The following is a 19,756-nucleotide window of genomic DNA, read 5'->3' on the forward strand; positions in this document are numbered from 1 at the left end:
GTGACTGACAAACCGCTATCGCGGGCAAGCCCGCTCCCACAGGTTTAGTGGCAAGGCTTCAGACCGCCATCGGCGCGGTCATCGGTGCATGGTGCTCGTAGCCTTCGAGCGAGAAATCGCCCGGCTCGATCAACTCCAGCCATTCAGGCTGATAGACACCCGTCCTGGCAAACTCCGGCACACGATCGCTGATCACCAGTTTCGGCATCGGAAACGGCTCGCGCTTGAGCTGCTCATTCAGCATGTCCAGGTGGTTTTCGTAGACGTGGGCGTCGCCGATGAAATAGGTGAACCAGCGCGGCGTGTAACCGGTCAGGCGGCCGATCAGGCTCAGCAGCGCGGCACCTTCGGTGAGGTTGAACGGTGTGCCCAGGCCCAGGTCGTTCGAGCGAATGTAGAGGGTCAGGGAGATCTCTTTGGTCTCGACATTCGGATGGAACTGATACAGCAAATGGCACGGCGGCAGGGCCATCTCATCGAGCTGGGCGACGTTCCAGCCGTGGAACAGGATGCGGCGGCTGCCCGGGTCCTTAATGATGGTGTCGACGCATTGGCGGATCTGGTCGATCGCCTTGTACAGCACCACGTACGCCTGGCCCTCTTCTTCGCCTTCAGCGATCTGGCGATAGCCTTGGCTCAGGGTCTGCTCGATAGCGGCCTGGTTGCTGACCGGGATCTGCTTGTACGCCGGCCATTTACGCCATTGCACGCCATAGATTTCGCCGAGGTCGTCCTCGCCCTGACGGAACGGGTTGGCCAGCCACTGGGCGTTTTCGTTGGCGTTCTGGTCCCAGACCTTGCAGCCCAGGGCACGAAATTCGGCGGCGTTGTTCACCCCACGCAGAAAACCGCACATCTCGCCAATGGCCGATTTGAAGGCCATCTTGCGGGTAGTGATCGCCGGGAAACCTTCTTTCAGGTCATAACGCAGCATCGCACCGGGAAAACTGATGGTGTTCACGCCGGTACGGTTGGCCTGTTTGGTGCCGTTCTTGATGACGTGGGCGACCAGATCGAGATATTGCTTCATGAGTTACCTGTGTCCTTGAACCCGGGGTCGTCACCCCGGGGTTCGAATTTATACAGCTGCCGCGGGAGCCGCCGGCGCGCGATGATAGGCCAGCCAGATCAGGAACAGGCCGCCGACAATCATCGGGATGCACAGTACCTGGCCCATGGTCAGCCAGTTCCAGGCCAGATAGCCCAGCTGCGCGTCCGGAACCCGAACGAATTCGACGATGAAACGGAAGATGCCATAGAACAGCGCGAACATCCCGGACACCGCCATGGTCGGCCGCGGCTTGCGCGAGAACAACCAGAGGATCGCAAACAGCGCCACGCCTTCGAGGGCGAACTGGTACAGCTGCGACGGGTGGCGCGCCAGTTGCGCCGGGTCGGTCGGGAAGACCATCGCCCACGGCACGTCGGTCGCCTTGCCCCACAACTCGGCATTGATGAAGTTGCCGATACGCCCGGCGCCCAGTCCGATCGGCACCATCGGTGCCACGAAGTCCATCAGCTGGAAGAACGACTTGCCATTCTTTTTACCGAACCACAACGCCGCCAGCATCACGCCAATGAAGCCGCCGTGGAACGACATGCCGCCCTTCCACACCTCGAAGATCAGCGTCGGGTTGGCCAGGTACGCGTTCAGATCGTAGAACAGCACATAACCCAGGCGGCCGCCGACAATGACGCCCATCGACATCCAGAACACCATGTCGGAGAGCTTCTCCTTGCTCCAGGTCGGGTCGAAGCGGTTCAGCCGGCGGGACGCCAGCCACCACGCGCCGCCGATGCCGATCAGGTACATCAGGCCGTACCAGTGGATTTTCAGCGGACCGATGGCCAGGGCCACCGGGTCGATCTGCGGGTAAGGCAGCATTGCGACTCCTCGTTAGAGTTGAAACCTTCAAAATTCCCGGGGACGCTGTCACGCCAGGATTAAGCCAGCATTGCGACGCGGGTCAGAGCAGGAAGCTCAGGCCTACGCAGAACAGCAAAGCGGCGAACAGTCTTTTCAGCAAGCGCGGCGACAGGCTGTGGGCCAGTCGTGCACCAAGGCGGGCGAACACCATGCTGGTCAGGGCGATCCCCAGCAGCGCCGGCAAATAAATAAAACCGAGACTATGAGCCGGCAACAAGGGATCGTGCCACCCCAGAATCATGAAACTTAATGCACTGGCCAACGCGATCGGCAGCCCGCAGGCCGAAGATGTCGCCACCGCTTGCTGCATCGGCACGCTGCGCCAGGTCAGGAACGGCACGGTCAACGAACCGCCGCCAATCCCGAAAATCGCCGAAGCCCAGCCAATCACACTGCCGGCCACGGTCAGACCGACTTTGCCCGGCACCGTGCGGCTGGCTTTCGGCTTGACATCCAAGGCGAGCTGAACCGCGATGATCAGCGCAAATACGCCGATGATTTTCTGCAGGTTCGGCCCGGAGATCGCTTCGGCGGTCAGCGCACCGAAACCGGCGCCGATGAGTATACCGACGGTCATCCAGGCAAAAATCGGCCAACGCACGGCGCCCCGGCGATGATGCTCGCGGATGGCATTGATCGAGGTAAAGATGATCGTCGCCAGCGAAGTGCCGACCGCCAAGTGGGTCAAAATTGATGCATCGAAGCCCTGCAAGGTGAAGCTGAACACCAGTACCGGGACGATGATGATGCCGCCACCCACCCCGAACAGCCCGGCCAACACGCCTGCACAGGCGCCCAGCGCCAGGTACAGTAGAAATTCCATGGCCGTCCCCGCCCGCTTCCCAAAAATAGGAGCGGCATGGTAACGGATGCATGGCCTCAAGCTCCACTGGATGGCGATGGATACCCGCACGATGTCTGCGTAGAGTGGGCAAAAAACACCCAAGGATCCCCTTATGTGCCTGATTGTCTTTGCCTGGCAGCCTGGCCACGCCCAGCCGCTGATCGTCGCCGCCAACCGCGACGAATTCTACGCCCGCCCCAGCCTGCCGCTGGCGCAATGGCCGGAAACGCCGCAGGTTTATGCCGGTCGCGATCTGGAGGCCGGCGGCACCTGGCTGGGTGTCGGTGCCGATGGACGCTTCGCTGCACTGACCAATATTCGCAATCCTCATCAACCGCCCGCGCGAAAATCGCGAGGCGAACTGGTGGCGCGGTTTCTCGCCGGCACGATGCCAATTGATCACTATTTGACCGACGTTGTTGCACGTTCGATCGAATATGCCGGGTTTAACTTGCTGATCGGCAATGCCAACGAGCTATGGCACTTCAATGCCCGGGAGGCCGAGGCAGTGATGCTGCCACCGGGGGTTTATGGATTATCGAACGCCGGCCTGGATACACCGTGGCCGAAATTGCTCAAGGCGCGCGCAGCATTGAGCCAGGTGCTGGACGATCCGCAGCCTGAGGCATTGTTGGCGTTGTTGAATGACCCACAGACCGCGCCCTTTGCCGAGTTGCCGGATACCGGGGTGGGATTGGCGACCGAGGCGTTGCTGTCGAGCGTGTTTATTGCCAGCCCGACTTACGGGACCCGGGCGAGTACGGCGTTGATCGTGCATGCGGATGGGACGCGGCATATGGTCGAGCGGAGTTTCGGGCCGTATGGCGGGCATCTTGGGGAAGTGGAAATCAGGGTTTAGTTGTGTGTTGTGAGGACTGGCCCCATCGCGAGCAAGCTCGCTCCCACAGGGATCTTTGGTGTGTATAACATCTATGCCACACAGCAGAACCTTGTGGGAGCGAGCTTGCTCGCGATGGGGCCATCAGCCTTTTAAAGGGTCTTGGCCGAAGCCGGATTGATCATCCGCGCCAACCCAAGGTTCTTCAACGCCAGCTGCAGCGAGCTGTGGATCACTTGCGGGTTGTCGATGGTCATCAACTCCGCCAGCAATTCCTTGGCCTTGCTCAGGTTGATCTGGCGCAGCATCCATTTCACTTTCGGCAAGTTGGTGGCGTTCATCGACAGGCTATCGAAACCCATCGCCATCAACAGCACCGCCGCTGCCGGGTCACCGGCCATTTCACCGCAGATGCTCACCGGTTTGCCTTCGGCATGGGCATCGCGCACCACGTTCTGCAGCGCTTGCAGTACCGCCGGGTGCAGGTAGTCGTAGAGGTCGGCCACTCGCGGGTTGTTTCGATCCACGGCCAGCAGGTACTGGGTCAGGTCGTTGGAGCCGACTGACAGGAAGTCCACTTGCCGCGCCAGTTCCTTGGTCTGATAAACCGCCGCCGGAATTTCGATCATCACGCCGATCGGTGGCATCGGCACATCGCAGCCTTCATCGCGCACTTCACCCCAGGCCCGGTGGATCAGGTGCAGGGCTTCTTCGAGCTCGTGGATGCCGGAGATCATCGGCAGCAGAATCCGCAGGTTGTTCAGGCCTTCGCTGGCCTTGAGCATCGCGCGGGTCTGGACCAGGAAGATTTCCGGGTGATCGAGGGTGACGCGGATGCCGCGCCAGCCGAGGAACGGGTTGTCTTCCTTGATCGGGAAGTACGACAGCGACTTGTCGCCACCGATGTCCAGGCTACGCATGGTCACCGGCTGCGGGTGAAACGCGGCGAGTTGCTCGCGATAGATCGCCAGCTGCTCTTTTTCGCTCGGAAACCGCTGGTTGATCATGAACGGCACTTCAGTGCGGTACAGACCGACCCCTTCAGCGCCACGCTTCTGCGCCCGAGCCACGTCCGCCAGCAGGCCGGTGTTGACCCACAGCGGCATGCGGTGGCCGTCGAGGGTGATGCACGGCAAATCCCGCAGCGCATCCAGCCCGAGGGCCAGTTGCTTCTCTTCCTCGACCACTTCGGCGAACTGCTTGCGCAGCAGTTCGCTGGGGTTGGTGTAGACCTCGCCGTGATAGCCGTCGACGATCATCTGGATGCCGTCGACCTTGGAATACGGCAGGTCGACCAGGCCCATCACCGTCGGAATGCCCATGGCGCGCGCGAGGATCGCCACATGGGAGTTGCCGGAACCGAGTACCGAGACCAGGCCGACCAGCTTGCCTTCCGGCACCTCGCCGAGCATCGCCGGCGTCAGTTCTTCGCTGATCAGAATGCTGTTGTCGGGGTAGACCAGGGTCTGCTGACGCTCTTCCTGCAGGTAAGCCAGCAAGCGCCGACCGAGGTCCTTGACGTCGGAGGCGCGTTCACGCAGGTAAGCGTCGTCCATCAATTCGAAGCGGTTGACGTGCTCAGTGACCACTTGGCGCAACGCGCCCTGGGCCCACTGGCCGGTCTTGATCACGGCGGTAATTTCGCTGCCGAGGGAGGCATCGTCGAGCATCATCAGGTAGACGTCGAACAGCGCGCGCTCTTCCGGGCGCAACTGGTTCGCGAGCTTGGCCGACAAGGCGCGCATGTCGGCGCGCACGCCTTCGATGGCGGTCTTGAACAGCCCGAGTTCGGCGGTGATGTCAGTGATGGTCTTGTCGGGCACTACATCCAGATCGGCTGGCGGCAACATGACCACCGCGGTACCGACCGCCGCACCCGGCGAACCCGGCACACCGACGAACTTTGCTTCCTGGATGCCCTTGCCCTGACGCCCCAGGCCACGGATCGAACCGGTTGCCTCGGCGTGGGCGATAACGCCGGCGAGCTGTGCGCTCATGGTGACGAGGAAGGCTTCTTCACCCTCATCGAACTGGCGGCGTTCCTTTTGCTGGATGACCAACACGCCGACGACGCGGCGGTGGTGAATGATCGGCGCCCCAAGGAACGAGGCGAACCGCTCTTCACCGGTCTCGGCGAAGTAGCGATAGCGCGGATGATCCGCGGCGTTTTCCAGGTTCAGGGGTTCTTCACGCGTGCCGACCAGACCGACCAGACCTTCGTTGGGCGCCATGCTGACTTTGCCGATCGAGCGCTTGTTCAAGCCCTCGGTGGCCATCAGCACGAAGCGATTGGTCTCGGGGTCGAGCAAGTAGACCGAACAGACCTGGCTGCCCATGGCCTCTTTGACGCGCAACACAATAATCCCCAACGCCGCCTTGAGATCCTTGGCGGAGTTAACTTCCTGGACGATCTTGCGCAGCGTATTGAGCATGGCTCGGGGTCGAACTCCGTCGTCAGTCGCGCGTTAAAAGGCGCGGGGCAAGCTCTTTGAGAGCGCGTCGATACACCTCGCGCTTGAATGTCACCACCTGGCCCAACGGATACCAATAACTGACCCAGCGCCAGCCATCGAATTCCGGTTTGCCGGTCAAATCCATCCGCACCCGCTGCTCGTTGGAGATCAGGCGCAGGAGAAACCATTTCTGTTTCTGGCCGATGCACAGCGGTTGGCTGTGCGTCCTGACCAGACGTTGCGGCAAACGATAGCGCAACCAGCCCCGGGTGCAGGCGAGTATTTCAACATCTTCGCGTTCCAGGCCCACTTCTTCGTTCAACTCGCGGTACAAGGCGTCTTCTGGCGTCTCTTGGGGGTTGATTCCTCCCTGCGGAAACTGCCAGGCATCTTGATTGATACGGCGAGCCCATAGCACCTGGCCGGCATCATTCGTGAGAATGATCCCGACATTGGGGCGAAAACCATCGGGGTCGATCACGGCAACAACCTCGCAAACGCATGTCGCCGCATTGTTCCACAAAGGTTGTGAAGGCAGCAACGAGCCGGCCTACCTTATGTGCACTCTTGTGAAAAGTACGTATTCTGGACGCCTTTCTACAGACTTTTCAGCGAGTAACTGCAATGCGCCTGGCTTTATTCGACTTGGACAACACGCTTCTGGGCGGTGACAGTGACCACGCCTGGGGCGATTACCTGTGCGAGCGCGGCTTCCTCGACGCTGTCGCCTACAAGGCACGCAACGACGAGTTTTATCAGGATTACTTGGCCGGCAAGCTGGACAACGATGCGTACCTGAACTTCTGCCTCGAAGTCCTCGGTCGCACGCAGATGGCCACGCTTGACGAATGGCACCTGGATTACATGCGCGATTGCATCGAACCGATCGTGTTGCCCAAGGCCATCGAACTGCTGGCAAAGCACCGCGAGGCCGGCGACAAACTGGTGATCATCACCGCCACCAACCGCTTCGTCACCGGACCGATTGCCCAGCGACTCGGTGTCGACACCTTGATCGCCACAGAATGTGAAATGGTAGATGGCCGTTATACCGGGCGCAGCACCGACATTCCATGCTTTCGCGAAGGTAAGGTCACAAGGCTGGCTCGCTGGCTGGAAGAGAGCGGGTATTCGCTGGAAGACAGTTATTTCTACAGCGACTCGATGAATGATTTGCCGTTGCTGGAGCAGGTGGCGAATCCGATCGCTGTCGATCCGGACCCGAATTTGCGTGCTGAAGCCGAGAAGCGTGGGTGGCCGGTGATTTCGTTGCGCGACTGACGACGCCATCGCGGGCAAGCCCGCTCCCACAAGGGTTGTTGTGTGGCATAGATAGCATTCACACCAGTGATCCCTGTGGGAGCGGGCTTGCCCGCGATTGGGGCAACTCGGTCCAGAACCTTACACTGGCTTGGCGCCCATCAACCCCGCAATCGCGATAAAACAGACGAAGCTGAACAGTGCAAGGGCGAAGGTAAACTTTCCGTTGCCTCCGGCCCCCTTGCGCAACTTGTTAAGTCGCACCACCAACCAGAACCACCCCAACGCCGCCACGGTGTAAAGCACACTCGAAGCCAGCAACCAGGTCTGCCCCAGCGGCCAGCCCACCAGATGCACCATCCACCATCCGGTGAACGGCATGCTCAGCAATGCCAGCCCCATCACCACCCAGATAAACACCCCCGGGCGCTGCAACGTGCGAGTGTGGGCCGTCGCATCACCGTTGCGCCGCGCACGCCAGACCCAGACCGCCAGCCCCAGCGCGCTGATCAACAGCAGCACCGTTGCCACGATGTGCGCCACTTTCAGGGCGGTTAACGTTTCCATTGCTCGATTCCTTATAGGCTGCCCATCAGCGTAGCCCCTCAGCCGAGAAACAGCTGATAGGCCGGATTGTCGCTTTCATCCCAGTAGGGGTAGCCGATTTCTTCCAGTGCCGCCGGCACCAGATGTCGTTCGTCATGCGGTACTTGCAGCCCGGCGACCACACGGCCATCGGCCGCTCCGTGGTTGCGGTAATGGAACATCGAGATATTCCAGCGCCCGCCGAGCTTGTTGAGGAAGTTGAACAGCGCACCGGGCCGCTCCGGGAATTCAAAGCGCAGCACCACTTCATCGACGACATGCGCCGCACGCCCGCCGACCATGTGGCGGATATGCAACTTGGCCAGTTCGTTGTCGGTCAGGTCGATTACCGGAAAACCCTGCTCGGTCAGGCTGGCAAGCAGCGCACTGCGCGGATCGTTTTCCGGGTGCGTCTGCACGCCGACGAAGATATGGGCTTCGCTGCCGGTGTTGTAGCGGTAGTTGAACTCGGTGATCTGGCGTTTGCCGATGGCTTCGCAGAACGCCTTGAAACTGCCCGGCTTCTCGGGGATGGTCACGGCGATGATGGCCTCGCGGCCCTCGCCCAGTTCGGCACGTTCGGCGACGTGGCGCAGTCGGTCAAAGTTGACGTTGGCCCCGGAGTCGATGGCGACGAACGTATGCCCGGTGATGCCATGTTGCTCGACGTATTTCTTGATCCCGGCGACGCCCAAGGCACCGGCAGGTTCAGTGATCGAGCGGGTATCGTCGTAGATATCCTTGATCGCCGCACAGATCTCGTCGGTGCTGACGGTGATCACCGCATCGACATGGTCCTTGCAGATATCGAAGGTGTGCTGGCCGATCTGGGCCACCGCGACGCCGTCGGCGAAGAGGCCCACGGTCGGCAGCACCACCCGCTCGCCGGCCGCCATGGCGGCTTGCAGGCAGTTGGAATCGTCAGGTTCGACGCCGATGACCTTGATTTCAGGACGCAGGTATTTCACATACGCAGCGATCCCGGCAATCAGCCCGCCACCGCCCACCGGAACGAAAATCGCATCCAGGCGCCCCGGGTGCTGACGCAGGATCTCCATCGCCACCGTGCCCTGCCCGGCAATGGTATGGGGATCGTCGTAGGGGTGAATGTAGACGTAGCCTTTTTCATCGACCAGTTTCAGCGAGTAAGCCAGGGCTTCCGGGAACGAATCGCCGTGCAGCACGACCTTGCCGCCACGGGAGCGCACGCCTTCCACTTTGATTTCCGGTGTGGTCTTGGGCATCACGATGGTGGCTTTAACACCCAGCACCTTGGCCGCCAGTGCCAGGCCTTGCGCGTGGTTGCCCGCCGAAGCGGTCACGACGCCGCGCGCGCGTTCTTCATCGGAAAGCTGGGTGAGCTTGTTATAAGCGCCGCGGATCTTGAACGAGAACACCGGCTGCAAGTCTTCGCGCTTGAGCCAGATATCGTTGCCCAGCCGCTCGGAAAGCTGGCGGGCAGTCTGCAGAGGGGTTTCTACGGCAACGTCATAAACGCGCGAGGTGAGGATCTTTTTGACGTACTGTTCGAGCATCGGAAAGCATCACTGAGCGGGTTGGGCAGGGTCAAGGAGTCTAACCCGGCTTTCGGGCGGACGACCACACTAAACAGGTGGTTTTTAAGGCACCGGAAGTACTCAGTACCTGTAGGAGCGAAGCTTGCTCGCGAAAAACCCAAGGGCGCCGCTGGGTATCCGGTTTTACGCATTATCGTTCACGACCATCGCGAGCAAGCTCGCTCCTACAGTTGTCGGGGGTGCAGGTATGCACATTCGAGCTGCCAATCGGGCAATGACCTTCCCCGCCCCGAAGCCTATAATGCCGGCCTTTCGTCCCCCCTTCGGCACCTCGGAGCCCGCATGACCCAGGATCAACTCAAACAGGCAGTGGCTCAGGCCGCCGTCGACTTCATCCTCCCGAAACTCGACGACAAGAGCATTGTCGGGGTCGGCACCGGCTCCACCGCCAACTGCTTCATCGACGCCCTGGCCCGGCACAAGGGCGCGTTCGACGGCGCGGTCGCCAGCTCCGAAGCCACCGCCGCGCGCCTCAAGGGCCATGGCATTCCGGTGTATGAATTGAACACGGTCAGCGACCTGGAGTTCTACGTCGACGGCGCCGATGAAAGCGATGAGCACCTGAACCTGATCAAGGGCGGCGGTGCAGCCCTGACCCGCGAGAAGATTGTCGCGGCCGTCGCCAAGACCTTCATCTGCATCGCCGACGCCAGCAAGCTGGTGCCGGTGCTCGGCGCGTTCCCGCTGCCGGTGGAAGTGATTCCGATGGCCCGCAGCCACGTGGCCCGCGCGCTGGTGAAGCTGGGCGGCGATCCGGTTTACCGTGAAGGCGTGTTGACCGATAACGGCAACATCATCCTCGACGTGTTCAACATGCAGATCACCAATCCGGTGGAGCTGGAGACGCAGATCAATGCCATCGTTGGCGTGGTCACCAATGGGTTGTTCGCGGCACGTCCGGCGGATCTGTTGCTGCTGGGTACCAGCGAAGGCGTAAAGACCCTGCGCGCCCAATAAGCCGTACGCCCCCCCTGTAGGAGCTGGCTTGCCAGCGAAGGCGGCGTAACATTCAACATCGATGTTGAATGTGATGGCCTCTTCGCTGGCAAGCCAGCTCCTACAGGGGGGCGTGTTTGAGCTTCAGGGTTGTGGTGGTTTCTTGAAGACGTAGAACAGGTTCGGCTCGCTCACCAGGTACATCGTGCCGTCGTCATCCATCGCGATCCCTTCCGCTTGCGGCACGGTTTTGCGCAACCCCTGGCGCCCCTTGCTCAATGACATGGTGCTCAGCGGTCGCCCATCCACGTCCAGCTCCAGAATCAGCCGCGACTCGTCGGACAACGCCAGCAAGTGTCCGCTGCGCTCGTCGTATTGCAGGCTCGACAGGTCCCGCACGAACATTCCGGCATCGCGCTTGGGATTGTTGACCACGTGTACCGCATAGGATTTTTCCGGGTTGTAATGCGGGAAGCCCTGCACTTCGTAGATCAGCATCGGGTCGCGCTCCTTGGCCACGAACAGGCGCTTGCCCACCGAGTCATACGCCAACCCCTCAAAGCCCTTGTTGCCGCTCATGTGCACGCCGAGGGTGATCTGTTCGGCATCCTGCGCGTCGAGGAAGGTCGTGTCCTTTTCCAGGTGAATCTTGATCAGTCGCTGCGAACGCTCGTCAGTGATCACGTAAGTGTCGGCACTGATGAACTCCACCGCCTCCGGATCGCCGAAGCCGACCAGCGCCACGCGTCGAATAATCCGGCCGTCCAGGGACAATTCAATCAGTTCGGAGTTTTTGTTGGTGACCGTGAACAGGCTCTTGCGCACCGGATCGAACGTCAGCGCGGACACATCGTCGTCCAGGCCTTCGATGACGCGTGCCTCTAGCGCGACCTGATAACGATCCAGGCCGATGGATTGCGCGCTCTCTGGCTGCCAAAGCGTGTGCATATTGAACCAGGCGCGCTCGAACAGGCGCAGGTACTGGCCGAACGCAACCAGCACGATCAACGCAATCGCCAGGAACATGAGAATCAGGGGTTTGGGACGGGCAAGTCGGCGCATTCAAGTGGGCTCGGGTTCAAGACAGGCTGATGAAATACCACGGCAGTCTGAATTGAAGCTTAATGGCCAGTGGCCTTGCACCACAACCTATGCATTCCATCGGCGTAGGAGCTGCCGCAGGCTGCGATCTTTTGACGTTGCATTTAAGATCAAAAGATCGCAGCCTGCGGCAGCTCCTACGGTTCAGCGCTGTTTTTCGAAGCGGTAGAACAGGTTCGGTTCGCTCACCATGTACAGCGTGCCAGCCTCGTCCATGGTCACGCCTTCCGCGCGCGGAATGGTCTTCTTCAAGCCATTGAAACCGCCCAGCAGGGTCATGAAACTGACCTGCTCGCCCTTCTCGTCCAGCTCCAGCAACAGGTGGGAATCGGCGGACAACACCAGGGTGTGGCCGGTGCGCGGGTCGATGGCCAAGGCCGACAGGTTGCGGATGTCCAGTTCATCACTGACGATTTTCTGCTTGTCGCCCTTGAGGGTCTGGCTGCCATCGCTTTTCCAGCTGAACAGCGCCGGCGGACGCTCTTCCCCCAGCAGCAATTGCTGGTTGCGCGAATCCCAGGCGATTGCCTCGAAGGCCTTGTTCTGGTTTTTCGAGGGGCCGAGGTCGTATTTCGGGAAGTTGGCGATGTTCAGCTCGCGGGTGTCGGCATCGACCTTGACGATGGAGAGCAGGTGCTCGCGTTCATCGACAATGGCCAGCAGACCGTTGCCCATCGCGGTCACCCCTTCCGGATTGCTCCAGCCCACCAAGGGCATTTTGCGCAGGACATCGCCCTGTAGGGTCAGCTCGACCAGGAACGGTTTGTTGCCCATGACCGAAAACAGGGTTTTGGTCTGCGGGTCGTAGGCCAGGTCCGAAGCCTCGTCCTTCTCCATGCCCGGCAGCAGCTTGGCGTCGATCACCGCGCGGTAATCCGGCAACCAGATGCTCTCCTGACGTTCAGCCGGGCTTTCGAAACGTTCCAGCACCCAGAGCACGCCCCGGTCATCCCAATGCATCGCGAATGCGAGGCCATACGCGGCGGCTGCCACGAGTAACAGCCAGGAATACCAGCGCATGAAAAAGCGCGGACGGCGAGCAGGTTTGAGCGTGGGCAGCGATTGTGTCGGCATCTAGGCAGCGTTCCAGAAATTCAGGCCAAGGGTAATAGCACAAATGGGCTCGGCTCAGACGCCCCAAGCCCCGGAATTATCCAGACAATATGTGAAAAAAACGGGAAATGGCGGGAAAGCCCTGCGTGGGCACGCCCCCCTGTAGGAGCTGGCTTGCCAGCGAAGGCGGCGTCACAGTCAACATAGATGTTGAATGTGATGGCCTCTTCGCTGGCAAGCCAGCTCCTACAGGGGATTGTGTTGGATCAGCGGACGCTGCTGGTGAAGCTGCTGACGCCTGGCAGCTCCAGAACGATCTCGTCACCGACATTCAGCGGACCAACGCCCACCGGCGTGCCTGTGAGGATCACGTCACCGGCCTGCAACGAGAAGCAGCCAGCCATGTACTGGATCATCGGCACGATCGGATTGAGCATGTCTTTGCTGTTGCCATCCTGGCGCACTTCGCCATTGATGGTCAGGCGAATGCCAATGTCGGCCAGGTCGGCAAAAGTGCTGCCGGACACGAACGGTGCAATCACCGCCGCCCCGTCGAACGACTTGGCGATTTCCCAGGGCAGGCCCTTGGCTTTCAGTTCGGCCTGCTTGTCGCGCAGGGTCAAGTCCAGGGCCGGGGCGAAACCGGAAATCGCGTCGAGCACTTCTTCACGGCTCGGTCTGGTCGACAGAGGCTTGCCGATCAACACCGCGATTTCCGCTTCGTAATGCACCGAACCGCGCTCGGTCGGAATGCTGAAACTGCCTTCCAGCGACACCACGCAACTGCCCGGCTTGATGAACAGCAGCGGTTCCGTAGGCACCGGATTGTCCAGTTCCTTGGCGTGTTCGGCGTAGTTGCGGCCGATGCACACCACCTTCCCCAATGGGAAGTGAATGCGCGTACCGTCGACATACTGGTGCTGATAGCTCATTACCGACTCCTGATTCGTGCTCTTAAAGTTCGAAGAATCAAACAGCGAAAATCTTGCCCGGGTTCATGATCCCGTTCGGGTCGAACACCGCTTTGACGGCTTTCATGTACTCGATCTCGACCGGGGAACGGCTGTAGGTCAAGTAATCACGCTTGGTCATGCCCACGCCGTGTTCGGCGGAAATCGAGCCGTTGTACTTCTCGACTGTTTCGAACACCCACTTGTTGACGGTCGCGCACTTGGCGAAGAACTCATCCTTGCTCAGGTTTTCCGGCTTGAGGATGTTCAGGTGCAGGTTGCCGTCGCCGATGTGGCCGAACCAGACGATTTCGAAGTCTGGATAGTGTTCGCCGACGATCGCGTCGATTTCCTTCAGAAATGCCGGGACTTTCGACACAGTGACCGAAATGTCGTTCTTGTACGGCGTCCAGTGGGAGATGGTTTCTGAGATGTATTCGCGCAGCTTCCACAGGTTCTGCAACTGGGTTTCGCTCTGGCTCATCACGCCGTCCAGTACCCAGCCTTGCTCGACGCAGTACTCGAAGGTTTCCAACGCGTGGTTGGCCACTTCTTCGGTGGTCGCTTCGAATTCCAGCAACGCGTAGAACGGGCAATCGGTTTCAAACGCCGCTGGCACGTCGCCACGGGCCATGACCTTGGCCAAGGCTTTATCGGAGAAGAATTCGAAGGCGGTCAGGTCGAGTTTGCTCTGGAACGCATGCAGTACCGGCATGATCGAGTCGAAATCGGCGGTGCCGAGGACCATGGCGGTGAGGTTTTTCGGCGCCCGGTCGAGGCGCATGGTCGCTTCGACCACAAACCCGAGGGTGCCTTCGGCGCCGATGAACAGCTGACGCAGGTCGTAGCCGGTGGCGTTCTTGATCAGGTCGCGGTTCAGCTCCAGCAGATCACCCTTGCCGGTGACGACCTTCATGCCGGCCACCCAGTTGCGGGTCATGCCGTAGCGAATGACCTTGATCCCGCCGGCATTGGTGCCGATATTGCCGCCAATCTGACTGGACCCTGCCGAGGCGAAGTCCACCGGGTAGTACAGGCCTTTTTCTTCAGCCACGTTCTGCAAATGCTCGGTGACCACGCCTGGCTGGCAGACTGCGGTGCGGTCGGTCAGGTTCACGTCGAGAATCTGGTTCATATAGTCGAAAGACACGACCACTTCGCCATTGGCGGCCACCGCCGCGGCGGACAGCCCGGTACGACCGCCGGACGGTACCAGCGCAATGTTGCGCTCATTGGCCCAACGGACAATGGCCTGAACCTGCTCGGTGGTCTTGGGGAACACGATGGCGGTCGGGGCCGGGGCGAAATGCTTGGTCCAATCCTTACCGTAAGCATTCAGGGAGTCGGCATCGGTCAGCACCTTGCCAGGCTCAACCAGGGTCTTCAGCTCTTCAATCAGGGCAGGATTGGTCATCGACAGAACTCTCGAACAATTCATGGTCATCCTGAGAACGCTTCACGTCGCAGGAATGGGTGTTTAGCGGGGCGCTTATGCTAGCATACCGACCCCGCAGGAGAGTGCCCAATGGCTGTTCTGCGGCGACGGCTTTCTTGCCGCTCGGGTCAGCGTCTGCTGGCTACTTCCCTGCCAATTTTCTCCGGGATACAGGTTTACGCAGATGAGCAAGACTTCTCTCGATAAGAGCAAGATCAAGTTCCTTCTTCTCGAAGGCGTCCACCAATCGGCTGTCGACGTTCTCAAGTCGGCTGGCTACACCAGCATCGAGTACCTCACCGGTTCTCTGCCGGAAGCACAGCTGAAGGAAAAGATCGCTGATGCGCACTTCATCGGCATTCGCTCCCGCACGCAACTGACCGAAGAAATCTTCGATCACGCGAAGAAGCTGGTCGCGGTTGGCTGTTTCTGCATCGGCACCAACCAGGTCGACCTGAACGCAGCGCGCGAACGCGGCATCGCAGTGTTCAACGCGCCGTACTCCAACACGCGTTCCGTTGCCGAGCTGGTGCTGGCCGAAGCGATCCTGTTGCTGCGCGGTATCCCTGAGAAGAACGCTTCCTGCCACCGTGGCGGCTGGATCAAGAGCGCAGCCAACTCCTTCGAAATCCGCGGCAAGAAGCTGGGCATCGTCGGTTACGGCTCGATCGGTACCCAGCTGTCGGTCCTGGCGGAAGGCCTGGGGATGCAGGTGTATTTCTACGACACCGTGACCAAGCTGCCACTGGGCAACGCCACTCAGGTGGCGAGCCTGACCGAACTGCTGGGCATGTCCGACATCGTCACCCTGCACGTTCCGGAAACTGCTGCGACCCAGTGGATGATCGGCGAGAAGGAAATCCGCGCCATCAAGAAAGGCGGGATCCTGATCAACGCGGCTCGCGGCACCGTGGTCGAGCTGGACGCCCTGGCGGACGCGATCAAGGACAAGCACCTGATCGGCGCGGCCATCGACGTATTCCCGGTGGAGCCTCGCTCCAACGATGAAGAGTTCGCAAGCCCGCTGCGTGGCCTGGACAACGTGATCCTGACCCCGCACATCGGCGGTTCCACCGCTGAAGCGCAAGCCAACATCGGTCTGGAAGTGGCAGAAAAACTGGTCAAGTACAGCGACAACGGTACCTCGGTATCGTCGGTGAACTTCCCGGAAGTGGCCCTGCCGGCTCACCCTGGCAAGCACCGCCTGCTGCACATCCACGAAAACATTCCGGGTGTGATGAGCGAGATCAACAAGGTCTTCGCCGAAAACGGCATCAACATTTCCGGTCAGTTCCTGCAGACCAACGAGAAAGTCGGCTACGTCGTGATCGACGTCGATGCCGACTACTCGGAAATGGCCCAAGAGAAGCTGCAGCACATCAACGGCACCATTCGTTGCCGTGTATTGTTCTGAGAGCAGCTACAAGCGGCAAGGTTCAAGCGGCAAGTGCGCTTGCCTTGACTTGGCACTTATAGCTTGAAGCTTACAGCTGAAAAAAAGGGAGCCCCTCGGGGCTCCCTTTTTTTATTTGACGTTGACGGTGATCTTCTTCGAAACAATCGGCGGGTCGAATGGCATGTGTCCCGCATCCCCCAACTCAAGTTGCAAGGTATGTTTGCCCGGGGCCAGTTTGACTTCAGCCTGGGTCTGCGCCTTACCGAAGTGCATATGGTTGGCATCCGTCGGAATTGGCGCACCAGCAGCAGGCAATTTATCGACATCGATCAGCAGGTGGTGGTGGCCGGTGTTCTTGGTGACATCACCCGCTGGCGCCAGCGCCACGTTCTCGACGGCGAACTTGACGGTGAAGGTTTCAGGAACCGTGGCACCGTCCGCCGGAGAAACGATGGACACTTCTGCCCCCTTGGGCGCCGGTGTGGCGGCAGTTGCCAGCATCGAAATCCCCATCAGCAGGCTCGCCAATGCTGCACGTGACATAAAGGTTTTCATTCTCTTCTCCAGTTTTTCCATAAAATCGGCGCGGCCATGACAACTTCACGGCCATTCGTTGTCGAAGGCTCTCGACAACCATAGCAAAGCGAGCCTGACCCAGAGCATCGCGATAATGAATTCAAAGGAGTGACCATGCGTTTTTTGCCTGGCCTGATCTGCCTGCTACCCCTTTTGAGCCCCTTGGCTCATGCCGAACTGATTGATGATGTAAACGACCGCGGCGAATTGCGCATTGCCCTTGAGGCTAATACACCGCCCTTCAATTTCAAGGACGACGGCAAACTGACGGGCTTCGAAGTCGAATTGGGTCAGTTGTTGGCCCAGGAACTGGATGTGCGGTCCGACTTCGTCATTACCGATTCCGGCGACATGCTGGCCGGTGTCGAAAGCGGCAAGTACGACGTCGCCATCAACCACATAGCAATGACCCCGGATCTCAAGGATCGTTTCGACTTCAGTGCACCTTACATTCACACAGATGCGCAATTGATCGCGCAGAAAGACGAGCCACCGCGTTCAATGCTGTTGGTGCAGTCGCTGACGGAAGCAAAGCCGAAAGCGGCCCCGGCTGTGGACCTGGCGATTCCATTCCAGAAGGGCAACCCGGCGTTTCACGCCAGCCTGGAGAATGCGCTGCAGCGGATCAAGGCGGATGGGCGATTGGAGGCGTTGTCGCAGAAGTGGTTTGGGGCGGATACGAGCGTGGCGCCCAAGCCCTGAAGCCACTGACGGCCCCCCTGTAGGAGCTGGCTTGCCAGCGAAGGCGGCGTAACAGTCAACATAGATGTTGGATGTGATGGCCTCTTCGCTGGCAAGCCAGCTCCTACAGGGGGTTTGTGTGAGGCGTTAGATCTTCAGGGCGGCCGCAGCAGCTTCAGCCAACTCCAGCTCACTGAAGACTTGAACGCCATGGCGCCTGAGCAACGCCGCAGTCACTCCCTCGCCACTCACCTTCACCCCACTGAACGTCCCGTCATACGTCAGCAAATTCCCGCAAGACGGGCTATTGGCCTTGAGCACGGCAATGCGGATGCCGTGCCGTTGCACCAGCTCCAGCGCCTGATAAGCCCCCGCGAGAAACTCGGCACTGACATCCGCGCCCTCGGTGGTGATCACCGACGCCTGCCCATCCAGCACCTCACCACCCTGCCCGCCCGGAATTTCCGCCGCCGCCCTGGGCGTCGGCAACCCGCCGGCCACCTCCGGGCACAACGGCACGACCCGACCTTCGTCGATCCATTGCTGGAGCTGATCGAACGGCCCACTGGCCCCGCCGTCGTAACGTACGCGGTGCCCCAGCAGGCAACGGCTTACCAGAATTTTCTGCATGATCAGAACGGCTCATTGCCGCGACGCCGGAACCAGCCGGTCAATGACAGGCGCTCTCGCATCGCGGGCAGGACTTCGTGTGGCACCTCGCCCGACAGGAACACCACCAGGCATCCGCCGACAGGCACCACATCGTATTCGACCCCCTCATCCAGGTACATGCGCAACTGACCGCCGTGCTCGGGCAGCCAGGCATCATTGAGATAAACCACCGCCGAGACCATGCGCCGGTCGTCGTCGCGGAAGCGGTCGAGGTGCTTGAGGTAGAAAGCACCGGGCGGGTACAGGGCGAAATGACTTTCGAAATCTTCCAGGCCCAGGTACAAACCGCGATTCATCGCCTCGCGCAGGCTGTCCATCAGCATCAGATAACTGTCGCAAGCCAGCGCCTGCCCTGGCTCGATCCACTGGATATGGTCGCCGCGAATGCCCTCGCGAACTTCCGATGTCGGCCCGCGCCCCACGGCGGCCGGGGCCAGTTCACCCTCGGCAGCACGTTTATGGCACTCGGCCGCCAGTTCCCGGGTCAGACCCAGAGGCAGGAAAATATTCTGCTGCGACCAGCCGTGTTCAGCCAGGTCGTCGACGATACGTAACAGCAGCGGGTGATCAGAGGGTATTTGCATGGCGCGCATAGTATTCCTGTGCCTGAAAATCCGACAGAGCCGCGCAGCGGGTTGATACGAATTCTCGACAAGTACCCATGCCCCACGGAGAATAGTCGCCTGCCGACAGGAGCCCCTATGCGTCGTTTGTTTTTCTCACTGCTGATGTTCTGCGTTATGCCCGCCTGGGCAGACGGCCACGACCAGTTGTACAAGGTCGCCGGCTGGCCAGAACAACGCGCGCATTTCAACGACGCTCTTTCGGCCGCACAACAGCGCTACCAGAACAGCCTGCCGCCGGCGGTGTTCCAGGCGCTGGTCAACAACAGCAATCAACGCTTTGCCCCCAAGGCCGTGGACCAGCGCGCCGAAGCACAACTGCGCAAGACCCTCGCCGATCCGAAACCGGCGCTGACGTTTTTCCAGTCACCCCTGGGCAAAAAAATCGTCGCCGCCGAACTGCTGGCGACCCGGCGCGACCAACTGGCAAAAAACGCCAAGGGTTTACCGAAGATTCAGGCCAGTGACAGCCGCCTGCTGATCATCGGTCACCTGGCCCAGGCCCTGCCCGCTCGCGAGGCCGGCGCCGAAGTCAGCCTGGCGATTGCCGGTGTCGCGGCCGACAGCCTGAGCTCGATGATCCCCGGCCTGCTCGGCGGTGGCCAGGCGCAAGGCATGTTGAATGGCCAGCGCCAGCGCTTGATGGACCAGATCGGCAGCGATCTGAACAATACGCTGTTGTATGTCTATCGCGATCTGTCGGACAACGAGCTGGAGGAGTTCGCCACCTTTGCCGAGTCGGCGGAAGGCCAGGCTTATTACCAGGCGGCGCTGGCGGCGATTCGGGCGGGGTTGGCGGTGGGGCAGGATACTTCCACGCTTCGCCAGTAATCTCTGGTGCCTGAAAGG

At 60.3% G+C, this 19,756-nt stretch carries 20 protein-coding genes; 6 read left to right on the plus strand and 14 right to left on the minus strand.

The window, feature by feature from the left end; all coding sequences use genetic code 11:
- Positions 1-58: 58 nt before the first annotated feature.
- The 3 genes from ACA062_RS31715 to ACA062_RS31725 form a co-directional block, all read right to left on the minus strand.
- A complete protein-coding gene (locus ACA062_RS31715; protein ID WP_497454481.1) occupies positions 59-1,030 on the minus strand; it encodes a thymidylate synthase in 972 nt (323 codons plus the stop codon).
- A 48-nt stretch (positions 1,031-1,078) separates the two neighbouring features.
- Positions 1,079-1,885, minus strand: coding sequence for a prolipoprotein diacylglyceryl transferase (gene lgt, locus ACA062_RS31720; protein WP_128873645.1), 807 nt, complete (start codon positions 1,883-1,885; stop codon positions 1,079-1,081).
- Positions 1,886-1,967: 82 nt separating this feature from the next.
- Complete coding sequence (locus tag ACA062_RS31725; RefSeq protein ID WP_128873646.1) at positions 1,968-2,750, minus strand: sulfite exporter TauE/SafE family protein; 783 nt, start codon at positions 2,748-2,750, stop codon at positions 1,968-1,970.
- A gap of 133 nt (positions 2,751-2,883) precedes the next feature.
- On the opposite strand from ACA062_RS31725, the gene ACA062_RS31730 reads away from it, so the two are divergent.
- Positions 2,884-3,630 (plus strand): NRDE family protein, encoded by a 747-nt coding sequence (locus tag ACA062_RS31730; protein ID WP_497454482.1) that lies wholly within the window; start codon positions 2,884-2,886, stop codon positions 3,628-3,630.
- Positions 3,631-3,761: 131 nt separating this feature from the next.
- On the opposite strand, the gene ptsP is transcribed toward ACA062_RS31730, so the two are convergent.
- On the minus strand, positions 3,762-6,041 hold the full coding sequence (ptsP, locus tag ACA062_RS31735; RefSeq protein ID WP_497454483.1) for a phosphoenolpyruvate--protein phosphotransferase: 2,280 nt from the start codon (positions 6,039-6,041) through the stop codon (positions 3,762-3,764).
- Between the two features lie 22 nt (positions 6,042-6,063).
- A complete protein-coding gene (locus tag ACA062_RS31740; protein ID WP_007945562.1) occupies positions 6,064-6,543 on the minus strand; it encodes an RNA pyrophosphohydrolase in 480 nt (159 codons plus the stop codon).
- 143 nt (positions 6,544-6,686) lie between these two features.
- Here ACA062_RS31740 and ACA062_RS31745 point away from each other — a divergent pair, with 143 nt between their 5' ends.
- Positions 6,687-7,343 carry a histidinol-phosphatase gene (locus ACA062_RS31745; protein WP_497454484.1) on the plus strand — a complete coding sequence of 219 codons (657 nt, stop codon included), beginning with the start codon at positions 6,687-6,689 and terminating at the stop codon, positions 7,341-7,343.
- A 120-nt stretch (positions 7,344-7,463) separates the two neighbouring features.
- On the opposite strand, the gene ACA062_RS31750 is transcribed toward ACA062_RS31745, so the two are convergent.
- Positions 7,464-7,889 carry a DUF2269 domain-containing protein gene (locus tag ACA062_RS31750; protein ID WP_497454485.1) on the minus strand — a complete coding sequence of 142 codons (426 nt, stop codon included), beginning with the start codon at positions 7,887-7,889 and terminating at the stop codon, positions 7,464-7,466.
- Positions 7,890-7,927: 38 nt separating this feature from the next.
- Positions 7,928-9,442 (minus strand): threonine ammonia-lyase, biosynthetic, encoded by a 1,515-nt coding sequence (gene ilvA, locus ACA062_RS31755; protein WP_497454486.1) that lies wholly within the window; start codon positions 9,440-9,442, stop codon positions 7,928-7,930.
- Positions 9,443-9,766: 324 nt separating this feature from the next.
- On the opposite strand from ilvA, the gene rpiA reads away from it, so the two are divergent.
- On the plus strand, positions 9,767-10,441 hold the full coding sequence (rpiA, locus tag ACA062_RS31760; RefSeq protein ID WP_497454487.1) for a ribose-5-phosphate isomerase RpiA: 675 nt from the start codon (positions 9,767-9,769) through the stop codon (positions 10,439-10,441).
- Between the two features lie 123 nt (positions 10,442-10,564).
- On the opposite strand, the gene ACA062_RS31765 is transcribed toward rpiA, so the two are convergent.
- The 4 genes from ACA062_RS31765 to ACA062_RS31780 form a co-directional block, all read right to left on the minus strand.
- Positions 10,565-11,482: an SdiA-regulated domain-containing protein gene (locus ACA062_RS31765; RefSeq protein ID WP_497454488.1), complete on the minus strand. Its 918-nt coding sequence runs from the start codon at positions 11,480-11,482 to the stop codon at positions 10,565-10,567.
- Positions 11,483-11,665: 183 nt separating this feature from the next.
- A complete protein-coding gene (locus tag ACA062_RS31770) occupies positions 11,666-12,595 on the minus strand; it encodes an SdiA-regulated domain-containing protein (protein WP_497454489.1) in 930 nt (309 codons plus the stop codon).
- Positions 12,596-12,840: 245 nt separating this feature from the next.
- Positions 12,841-13,506: a fumarylacetoacetate hydrolase family protein gene (locus ACA062_RS31775; protein ID WP_497454490.1), complete on the minus strand. Its 666-nt coding sequence runs from the start codon at positions 13,504-13,506 to the stop codon at positions 12,841-12,843.
- 37 nt (positions 13,507-13,543) lie between these two features.
- On the minus strand, positions 13,544-14,938 hold the full coding sequence (locus ACA062_RS31780) for a D-2-hydroxyglutarate dehydrogenase (protein ID WP_497454491.1): 1,395 nt from the start codon (positions 14,936-14,938) through the stop codon (positions 13,544-13,546).
- A 205-nt stretch (positions 14,939-15,143) separates the two neighbouring features.
- On the opposite strand from ACA062_RS31780, the gene serA reads away from it, so the two are divergent.
- Positions 15,144-16,373 carry a phosphoglycerate dehydrogenase gene (gene serA / locus ACA062_RS31785; protein ID WP_497454492.1) on the plus strand — a complete coding sequence of 410 codons (1,230 nt, stop codon included), beginning with the start codon at positions 15,144-15,146 and terminating at the stop codon, positions 16,371-16,373.
- 111 nt (positions 16,374-16,484) lie between these two features.
- Here the strand turns inward: serA and ACA062_RS31790 are convergent, their stop codons facing one another.
- Positions 16,485-16,910 carry a DUF4399 domain-containing protein gene (locus ACA062_RS31790; RefSeq protein ID WP_497457521.1) on the minus strand — a complete coding sequence of 142 codons (426 nt, stop codon included), beginning with the start codon at positions 16,908-16,910 and terminating at the stop codon, positions 16,485-16,487.
- Between the two features lie 135 nt (positions 16,911-17,045).
- Between ACA062_RS31790 and ACA062_RS31795 the strand changes: the two genes are divergently transcribed.
- Positions 17,046-17,633 (plus strand): transporter substrate-binding domain-containing protein, encoded by a 588-nt coding sequence (locus tag ACA062_RS31795; protein ID WP_497454493.1) that lies wholly within the window; start codon positions 17,046-17,048, stop codon positions 17,631-17,633.
- A 126-nt stretch (positions 17,634-17,759) separates the two neighbouring features.
- Here ACA062_RS31795 and ACA062_RS31800 read toward each other — a convergent pair whose 3' ends face one another.
- Together ACA062_RS31800 and ACA062_RS31805 are read right to left on the minus strand one after the other, a co-directional pair.
- Positions 17,760-18,242 carry a 2-thiouracil desulfurase family protein gene (locus ACA062_RS31800; RefSeq protein ID WP_497454494.1) on the minus strand — a complete coding sequence of 161 codons (483 nt, stop codon included), beginning with the start codon at positions 18,240-18,242 and terminating at the stop codon, positions 17,760-17,762.
- Between the two features lie 2 nt (positions 18,243-18,244).
- Complete coding sequence (locus ACA062_RS31805; protein WP_497454495.1) at positions 18,245-18,877, minus strand: 2OG-Fe(II) oxygenase; 633 nt, start codon at positions 18,875-18,877, stop codon at positions 18,245-18,247.
- 108 nt (positions 18,878-18,985) lie between these two features.
- Between ACA062_RS31805 and ACA062_RS31810 the strand changes: the two genes are divergently transcribed.
- Positions 18,986-19,738, plus strand: a complete 753-nt coding sequence (locus tag ACA062_RS31810; protein WP_497454496.1) for a DUF2059 domain-containing protein — start codon at positions 18,986-18,988, stop codon at positions 19,736-19,738.
- Positions 19,739-19,756 lie beyond the last annotated feature (18 nt).

Source organism: Pseudomonas sp. LBUM1679 (assembly GCF_059695565.1).